This is a genomic window from Actinomycetota bacterium, from assembly GCA_014360655.1.
Lineage (GTDB): Bacteria > Actinomycetota > Geothermincolia > Geothermincolales > RBG-13-55-18 > JACIXC01.
Map to the genome: position 1 here is coordinate 111,627 of JACIXC010000010.1, position 8,542 is coordinate 120,168.

Consider the following 8,542-nt stretch of genomic DNA (forward strand, 5'->3'; position numbering starts at 1 on the left):
TCACAGGGAATACGCCGCCCTGCCCGCCTCCTCGAGCAGGGGCCGCAGGTAAAGTCCCGTGTAGGAACCGCCGCTTTCCGCCACCTCCTCGGGGGTGCCCGCGGCGACCACCCTTCCGCCCTCCTCCCCTCCCTCCGGTCCCAGGTCGATCACCCAGTCCGCGCACTTGATGACGTCCAGGTTGTGCTCTATGACGATGACGCTGTTTCCGGCCTCCACCAGCCCCTGCAGCATGGCCAGGAGCTTGTTGATGTCGTCGAAATGGAGTCCGGTGGTGGGCTCGTCCAGGAGGTAGAGGGTCTTCCCCGTGGGCCGCTTGTTCAGCTCCGCGGAGAGCTTGACCCTCTGCGCCTCCCCCCCGGAGAGGGTGGGGGCGGGCTGCCCCAGCTTTATGTAACCGAGCCCCACGTCGTGCAGGGTGCGCAGGCGGCGGCGTATGGCGGGCACCGCATCGAAGAAGTCCAGGGCTTCCTCCACGGACATGTCCAGCACTTCGCTGATGTTCCTGCCCCGGTAGGTCACCTCGAGGGTGTCGCGGTTGTAACGTTTTCCCTTGCACACCTCGCAGGGGATGTAGACGTCTGGGAGGAAGTGCATCTCTATCTTTATGGTGCCGTCGCCGCGGCAGGCCTCGCAGCGTCCCCCGCGCACGTTGAAGCTGAACCTGCCCGCCTTGTAACCGCGCGCCTTCGCCTCGCGCGTCTCGGCGAAGAGGGCCCGGATATGGTCGAAGACGCCAGTATAGGTGGCGGGATTGGAACGGGGGGTGCGTCCGATGGGGCTCTGGTCTATGTTGATCACCTTGTCGATGTGCTCGCATCCCTCGATGGCCTCGTGTCTACCGGGCGGGACCCTTGCGTGGTAGAGGCGCCGCGCCAGCCCGCGGTAGAGGATGTCGTGCACGAGGGTGCTCTTGCCAGAGCCGGAGACGCCGGTCACGCACACCAGGAGCCCCAGGGGTATCTCCACGTCGATGCGCTTGAGGTTGTGCTCCTCCGCTCCTCGCACGACCAGCCTCCGCCTGGTGGGAGGGCGCCTTCTTTCCGGCGTAAGGATGCTCTTCTCGCCCCGCAGGTAGCGGGCGGTGATCGAATCCGGGTGTCGCAGCAGGTCCTGGAGGGGTCCGCTGAACACTATCTCCCCTCCGCGCTCTCCGGCCCCCGGGCCTATGTCCACCACCCAGTCGGCGGCATGTATGGTGGCCTCGTCGTGCTCCACCACGATGAGGGTGTTCCCCAGATCACGCAGTTCCTTGAGGGTGTTGATGAGACGCTGGTTGTCGCGCTGGTGCAGGCCGATGGAGGGTTCGTCCAGGATGTAGAGGACACCGACCAGCCCCGAGCCTATCTGCGTCGCCAGGCGTATGCGCTGCGCCTCGCCGCCGGCGAGGGTGGAGGCGGCGCGGTCCAGGGTCAGGTAGTCCAATCCCACGTCCACGAGAAAGCCCAGACGCGCCAGGAGCTCCCTCAGGATGCGGTCGCTGATGGCCTTCTCGGTATCGGTGAGGGCGAGGTTCCGTAGAAAGGAAACGCACTCCCTTATGGAGAGCTGTGATACCTGGTGGATGTTGAGGCCGTTGACGGTCACCGCCAGGCTGGCCGGTTTGAGGCGCGCTCCGCCGCATGCCGGGCAGGGCCGCAGGCTCATGTACTGGGATATCCTGGCACGCGAATATTCCGAGTCCGTTTCCTCGTAGCGGCGCGCCAGCCAGTTGACGACGCCCTCGTAGTGCGTGAAGTAAGAGCGCAGGAGGCCGCGTCGGTTGCGGTACCTGATATAGATCTTCTCCTCCCCCGTCCCGAAAAGTATCTTCTCCCGCACGTGCTCCGGAAGGTCGCGGAAGGGCGTGCGCAGGCTGAACTCGTACTTCTGGGCCAGCGCCTCCAGTTTCTGGTAGAAGATCCTGGAACTCCTCGGCCAGGGCACGAGGGCCCCCTCCTCCAGGCTGAGGCTGGGGTCCGGGACCACCAGCTCCGGGTCTATCACCTGCAGGAAACCGAGGCCGCTGCACTGCGTGCAGGCGCCGTAGGGGCTGTTGAAGGAGAAGATGCGCGGCTCGAGTTCGGGAAGGGAGATGTCGCATGCGGGGCAGGCGAGATGTTCGCTGAAATAGCGGTCGCCCTCCCCCTCCACGGAGACGACGACCATGCCCTTCCCGAGCTCCAGGGCGGTCTCCAGCGACTCGGCCAGGCGGCGCCCCACGCCCTCCTTTATCACCAGGCGGTCCACCACCACCTCGATGTCATGCTGGCGGTAGCGCTCCAGCCTTATGTCCTCGTCCAGGTCTCGAAGTTCGCCGTCCACCCGGGCGCGGGAGAAGCCCTTTCCCCGCACCTCCGAGAGCAGGCGCGAATATTCCCCTTTCCTTCCCCGAACCAGCGGGGCCAGGACGGTTATCCTCGTCCCCTCGGGCAGGGAAGCGACCTTCTCCACGATCTGCTGCGCCGTCTGGCGCTCCACCGCGTTCCCGCAGGAGGGGCAATGCGCCTTGCCGATGCGGGCGAAGAGAAGGCGAAGGTAATCGTGGACCTCGGTGATGGTGCCCACGGTGGAACGGGGGTTGCGGGAAGCGCTCTTCTGGTCGATGGAGATGGCGGGCGAGAGGCCGTCTATGTGGTCGACGTCCGGCTTCTCCATCTGGCCCAGGAACTGCCTCGCGTAGGCGGAAAGGGACTCCACGTACCTCCTCTGCCCCTCAGCGTATATGGTATCGAAGGCCAGGGAGGACTTGCCGCTCCCCGAGATGCCGGTCATGACGATGAGACGGTTGCGCGGGAGGCGCAGGTTGACGTTCTTCAGGTTGTGTTCCCTTGCTCCGCTGATGACGATCCACTCCAAGCGAGCCTCACCTCTCCTCTCCCGCCGAGGCACGGCGCAGCCTCTTCCTCAGGTCGGCTATCTCGTCACGGAGCCTCGCGGCGTACTCGAAACGCAGGTCTTCGGCGGCCAGGCGCATCTCGTCCTCCAGCCCCATTATGAGCTGCTCTATCTCCTCCGCCGGCATCGCCTCCCTCTCGCGCCGTCCCGTGCGGTAAGGCACCTTCTCGTCGGGCAGAAGGACCATGTCCATTATATCGCTCACCCTCTTGCGCACCGTCTGGGGGTTGATGTTGTGCCTGCGGTTGTATTCCATTTGCAGGCGCCGCCGGCGTTCCGTCTCCTGCAACGCCCGGCGCATGGAATCGGTGACCTCCCTGGCGTACATGATCACCTGGCCGTTCACGTTGCGCGAGGCCCTTCCGATGGTCTGTATGAGCGAGCGCTCGTTGCGCAGGAAGCCCTCCTTGTCCGCATCCAGGATGGCCACCAGCGACACCTCGGGCAGGTCCAGGCCCTCGCGCAGGAGGTTGATGCCCACCAGCACGTCGAACTCGCCCAGGCGCAGGTCGCGGATGATCTCCACGCGGTCGAGGGTGTCCACCTCCGAGTGCAGGTAACGCACCCTCAGGCCCATCTCCAGGAGGTAATCGGTAAGGTTCTCCGCCATGCGCTTGGTGAGGGTGGTCACGAGCGTCCGCTCGTCGCGTTCCACCCTCTTCCTGATCTCGGCGATGAGGTCGTCTATCTGCCCCTCCGCCGGCCGCACCACCAACTGTGGGTCGACAAGGCCCGTGGGGCGTATTATCTGCTCCACCACGCGCTCTGATACCCCCAGCTCCCAGGGACCGGGGGTGGCGCTCACCGCTATCAGCTGGTGTGTCCTCTCCAGGAACTCGTCGAAGCGCAGGGGGCGGTTGTCCAGGGCGGAGGGCAGGCGGAAGCCGTAATCCACCAGGGTCTGCTTGCGCGAGCGGTCCCCCTCGTACATGCCGTGCAACTGCGGGACGGTGATATGGCTCTCGTCTATGAAGACCAGGAATCTCCCGGGGAAGAAATCCAGTAGCGTGTAAGGCGGTTCCCCGGGGCTCCTGCCGTCCAGGTGCCGGGAGTAGTTCTCGATGCCCGTGCAGTAACCCGTTTCGCGCAGCATCTCCAGGTCGTAGTTGGTGCGCTGCAGGAGGCGCTGCGCCTCCAGCAGCTTGCCCCGGCGCTCGAATTCCGCCACGCGTTCCTCCAGCTCCCGGCGTATGGATTCGAGCGCGCGCTCCAGGTTCTCCTCGCTCGTCAGGTAATGCGTGGCCGGGTAGACGGTCACCGCTTCCTCCCGGGACAGCACCTCTCCGGTGAGTGGGTCTATGACGCTCAGGCGGTCGATCTCGTCTCCGAAGAACTCCACGCGCAGCATCCTCTCCTCGTAGCTGGGATATATTTCCAGGGTATCGCCCCGCACGCGGAACCTCCCCCGGGAAAGCTCGTAATCGTTGCGTTCGTAATGCATATCCACCAGCCACCGGCACACCGCGGGCAGCTGGTATTCCTCGCCCTTCTTCAGGACCAGCATGCGCTTCATGTATTCCTGTGGGCTGCCCAGGCCGTATATGCAGGAGACGGAGGCCACGATGATGACGTCCTCGCGCGACAGCAGAGCCGAGGTGGCGCGGTGGCGCAGGCGGTCGATGTCGTCGTTTATGGAGGTGTCCTTCTCGATGTAGGTGTCGGTGCGCGGCACGTAGGCCTCCGGCTGGTAGTAGTCGTAATAGCTGACGAAGTACTCCACGGCGTTCTCGGGGAAGAACTCGCGGAATTCGTTGCAGAGCTGCGCCGCGAGCGTCTTGTTGGGCGCTATCACCAGGGTGGGCAGGCGAACGTTGTTTATGACGTGCGCCATGGTGAAGGTCTTACCGGAACCGGTCACCCCCAGCAGGGTCTGGAAGCGCTCCCCGCGCAGCACCCCCTCGCTGAGCTCGGCGATGGCGCGGGGCTGGTCGCCACGCGGTCTTAGGTCGCTCTGCAGGTTGAACTCCCCCATCTTCCGCACACCTCAACCCAGGAGGTCCGGAAGCTCCCGCAGGCTCTCTATGCGCTCCCCCCGGAAGTCGGGAAAGCGGTTCCAGCGGTCAAGGAGCACGGCGCGCATCCCCACCCCGCGCGCCCCGTCGAAATCCGAGACGGGTGAGTCGCCGACATGCAACGAGTCCTCCGCAGTCGCCCCCATGCGCCGCAGTGCAAGCTCGTAGATGCGGGGATGGGGCTTCTCGTAGCGCTCCTTTCCCGAGACCACCATCACCTGGAAGAAGCCGGAAAGCCCAAGCTCATCCAGGAGGTCCTCAAGCCAGGGTTCGAAGTTGGATATGAGCCCCAGGCGGTGGCCACGGTCCGCCAGGCGCTGGAGCGTTTCACGCGCATCCTGGTACGCGGTATAGTTCTCCGGGCGCGAGAAGGTCTCGTAGAGGGCGTGGGCCAGCCCGTCGTCCCCCTCGTAGCCGAGCTCCCGCACCAGTCGCCCGTAGAAGGAGAGCCAGAAGCGCCGCGACTTCTCGGGGTGGTTGGAAAAAGTGAAGCCTTTCACCTGCCTTGCCTCCACCTCGGCCATCAGCCTGCGGGTGGTCTTGGAGACGGCGAGGAGGTCCACCTCCAGCCCGTACGCGGCGCATTGCGAGGAGAAGAGCTGCGGAAAGGAGGGCACGGGATGGACGAGGGTCTCTCCCGCGTCGAAGAAGATCGCCTCGGGCGAAGCCGTGGACATGTGCTTGTTGGGCCTCCTTCCTCCCGTTATCATGTAGATAACTGGAACGAGGGCTTCTGCAAGCCCCCCAGGTCAATTATATAGCACTTGCGAGAGCGGGAGGGGTTGAGAAAAATGGCCCTTCATGACTGCCGCCAGTTGCGGGGATGCCCCGCCAGCCAGTACATCGCCTGCGAGGCTTTCAGGCGCGGCATGCAGTGCTGGCAGATAGAGCAGCCCCGCTGCACCCTCGAGTTGCGCCTGTGCCTGCAGTACGGCTGCCCCGTATACGAACGATACAGCTCCGAGATCGAGGAGGCGCTGAGGGAAAGGGCCCTCGAGCGCCGCTAGCCGCCCGGAGGACCAGACTAGAAAAACCTGCGGTTTGGGTTCGCCGGCCTCCGGTAACGTGGCCGCCTGTTCATCCGACCTCTTGTTCCGACCCGCGGAGAAGAACTCAATGCGGGGCTTCGCCGGCCCGCTCCGCCCTGGCGAGTATCTCCTTCCAGGCAGCTTCCACGGCTTCCTCGAGCTCCTTCAGGCTGCCGCGGTTCTCGATGACCAGGTCCGCGTGGCGCAACCTCTCCTCGCGCGTGGCCTGCGCCCGGATGCGCGCCCAGGCTTCCTCCTCGCTGACTCCCCTGTCCGCCACCAGGCGTTGCACCTGCAGCTCCGGCGGAGCGTCCACCACCAGGTTCATGTGGAAGAGCCGCGCGGCATCCGCCTCCACCAGCAGGGGGATGTCGAGCACCACCACGCCCTTACCGTGCGCGGAGGCCTCTATTTCGCGCAGCCTCTCCCCCATCAGCTGGAATATCCTGGGATGGGTGACGCGGTTGAGGAAGGCCCTCTCGCCGGGGTCGTCAAAGACTATGGCTCCCAGCCTGGCGCGGTCGATCTCCTCCTCCGGGGTGAGGATGGATGCGCCGAAATGCTCGACGATCTCACGCCAAGCAGGCTGCCCCTTCCTGACCACCTCGCGGGCTAGGGCGTCGCTGTCGAGGATGTAGGCGCCCCTTTCCTTGAGGAGGCGGCAGACGGTGCTCTTTCCGCTCGCTATGCCCCCCGTCAATGCCACCAGGTACAACCGCATCACCTACCCCGCTCGGCCGGCGAGGGCCGTGGCCGCCTCGCGGACTTCGTTTACGCCATGAAGAAAGGGCATCCGGGATGCCCTTGCAGGTTCCGCACGCGAGGGGCGGCGTCAGATGCCCTCCCTCTTCATGTCCTCGATTATCGACTCCAGGCTACCCTCGGGATATTCCGTCGCCTGGGAAGGCTTTTCCTCGGCGCTGTCCTCCGGCTCCGCTTCCGGCTCGACCTCCGTGGCGGCAGCTTCCGGCTCCGCTTCCGCTACGGCAGCTTCCGGTCCGACCTCAGCCGCCGCTTCTTCCGGCGCCTGCGAGGCGGCCTTCGCACTCTCCGCCTCCTCCTCCTGGGATACGGCTGCGGGAGCCATCTCCATTGCCGCAGGCTCGGCTTCCTCCGCCGCCTCCTCCGTGAGCGGCGCGGCCGTCACTACTTCCTCTTCCGCCGAGGTCGCGGCAGACCCTGGCTCCTCCGCTTCCGCTTCCTCGGCCCTCTCCTCCTCGTCCTCCGGGATGCCCATCGCCTGTCGCAGGCTGAGGCTGATACGCCGGCGGTCGATGTCTATGTCGATCACCTTGACCTCTATCTCCTGGCCCACCTCCAGGACCTCCTCCGGTTTCTCCACGTGGCGCCGGGAAAGCTCCGATATGTGGATGAGCCCCTCTATGCCCGGCCTCACCTGCACGAAGGCCCCGAAGGGTACCAGCTTGGTCACCTTTCCCTGCAGCAGCTCCCCGATGCGCACCTCGCGCGACAGGAGCTCCCAGGGGTCCTCGAGGCAGGCCTTGAGGCTGAGGGATATGCGCTCCCTCTCCTTATCCACTTCCAGGATCTCGACCTCCACCTCGTCCCCCACCGAGAGGACCTCGCTCGGTTTCTCTACGTGGCACCACGAGAGCTCCGAGATGTGGATGAGCCCGTCTATGCCCCCCAGGTTCACGAAGGCCCCGAATGACACCAGGCTGGAGACCTTCCCGCTCACGCGCATGCCCTTCTCCAGGTTTTCGAGGAGGATCTTGCGCCTCTCGCTGGCCGTCTCCTCGAGGAAGGCGCGGCGGGAGAGCACCACGTTGTTGCGGTTGCGGTCCATCTCTATTATCTTGCACGTGAGCCTGGTGCCCAGGAAGGAATGCAGGTCCTTGACCCTGTGGACGTCTATGAGGGAGGCGGGCAGGAAGCCGCGCAGCCCTATGTCCAGGATGAGGCCTCCCTTGACGACCTCTATGACCTCGCCCTCCACGGGCTGGTTCTCGAGCATGTTCTTCTCCAGGATATCCCAGGAACGCTCGTACTGGGCCCGCTTCTTGGAGAGGATGAGCCTGCCCTCCTTGTCCTCCTTCTGTAGGACCAGGGCATCTATCTGGTCGCCGACTTTCACCACGTCCTCCGCCTTGACCCCGTAGCGGATGGACAGCTCGCGGGCGGGGATCACCCCCTCCGACTTGTAGCCGATGTCCAGTAGGACCTCGTCCTTGTCCACCTTGACCACCGTTCCCGCCACGATGTCGCCCTCGGAGAAGACCTTGATGGTCTGATCGTAGTCGGGGACCTCTCCATCCGAGTAGTCGAAGTTGGTGAGGGGGGTGGTCAGCTCAGGGGTGATTCCGGGGTTGCTCCGCTCCTGCTCTCTTTCCGTCTGGTCTAGCATTTATTCCTTTCCTCCAGCGTTTTATTTTATCCATGGCCTTTCTCCCTCTTTCCGGTCGGCACACGGACAACTAATTTTAACATCAAATCCCCATTCTTGCACAACCTGTGCTGGTTCACTACATGGTGAACACTCCATCCCTATCCTTGCTCTCCTCCATCCACGCCTTCAGGAACTCCATGGGGGTGAGATAACCCAGGCTCTGGTGTGGTCTCACGTAATTGTACACGTAATTCCATCTGCAAAGGATCTCGTTGAGC

General features: G+C 64.3%; 7 protein-coding genes. 1 reads left to right on the forward strand and 6 read right to left on the reverse strand.

Annotated elements, in window-relative coordinates; translation table 11 throughout:
- The 3 genes from uvrA to H5T73_08505 are packed head-to-tail and all read right to left on the reverse strand — an operon-like array spanning position 1 to position 5,599.
- Positions 1-2,823 (reverse strand): excinuclease ABC subunit UvrA, encoded by a 2,823-nt coding sequence (uvrA, locus tag H5T73_08495; protein ID MBC7247805.1) that lies wholly within the window; start codon positions 2,821-2,823, stop codon positions 1-3.
- A 22-nt stretch (positions 2,824-2,845) separates the two neighbouring features.
- Positions 2,846-4,849: an excinuclease ABC subunit UvrB gene (gene uvrB / locus H5T73_08500; protein ID MBC7247806.1), complete on the reverse strand. Its 2,004-nt coding sequence runs from the start codon at positions 4,847-4,849 to the stop codon at positions 2,846-2,848.
- A 12-nt stretch (positions 4,850-4,861) separates the two neighbouring features.
- Complete coding sequence (locus tag H5T73_08505) at positions 4,862-5,599, reverse strand: HAD-IA family hydrolase (GenBank protein ID MBC7247807.1); 738 nt, start codon at positions 5,597-5,599, stop codon at positions 4,862-4,864.
- A gap of 81 nt (positions 5,600-5,680) precedes the next feature.
- On the opposite strand from H5T73_08505, the gene H5T73_08510 reads away from it, so the two are divergent.
- Positions 5,681-5,896 (forward strand): hypothetical protein, encoded by a 216-nt coding sequence (locus tag H5T73_08510; GenBank protein ID MBC7247808.1) that lies wholly within the window; start codon positions 5,681-5,683, stop codon positions 5,894-5,896.
- Positions 5,897-6,002: 106 nt separating this feature from the next.
- On the opposite strand, the gene H5T73_08515 is transcribed toward H5T73_08510, so the two are convergent.
- The 3 genes from H5T73_08515 to H5T73_08525 form a co-directional block, all read right to left on the reverse strand.
- Positions 6,003-6,632 (reverse strand): dephospho-CoA kinase, encoded by a 630-nt coding sequence (locus H5T73_08515; protein MBC7247809.1) that lies wholly within the window; start codon positions 6,630-6,632, stop codon positions 6,003-6,005.
- Positions 6,633-6,749: 117 nt separating this feature from the next.
- Complete coding sequence (rpsA, locus tag H5T73_08520) at positions 6,750-8,282, reverse strand: 30S ribosomal protein S1 (GenBank protein MBC7247810.1); 1,533 nt, start codon at positions 8,280-8,282, stop codon at positions 6,750-6,752.
- 118 nt (positions 8,283-8,400) lie between these two features.
- On the reverse strand, positions 8,401-8,542 hold a 142-nt coding region (locus tag H5T73_08525), incomplete at its 5' end, for a transposase (GenBank protein ID MBC7247811.1).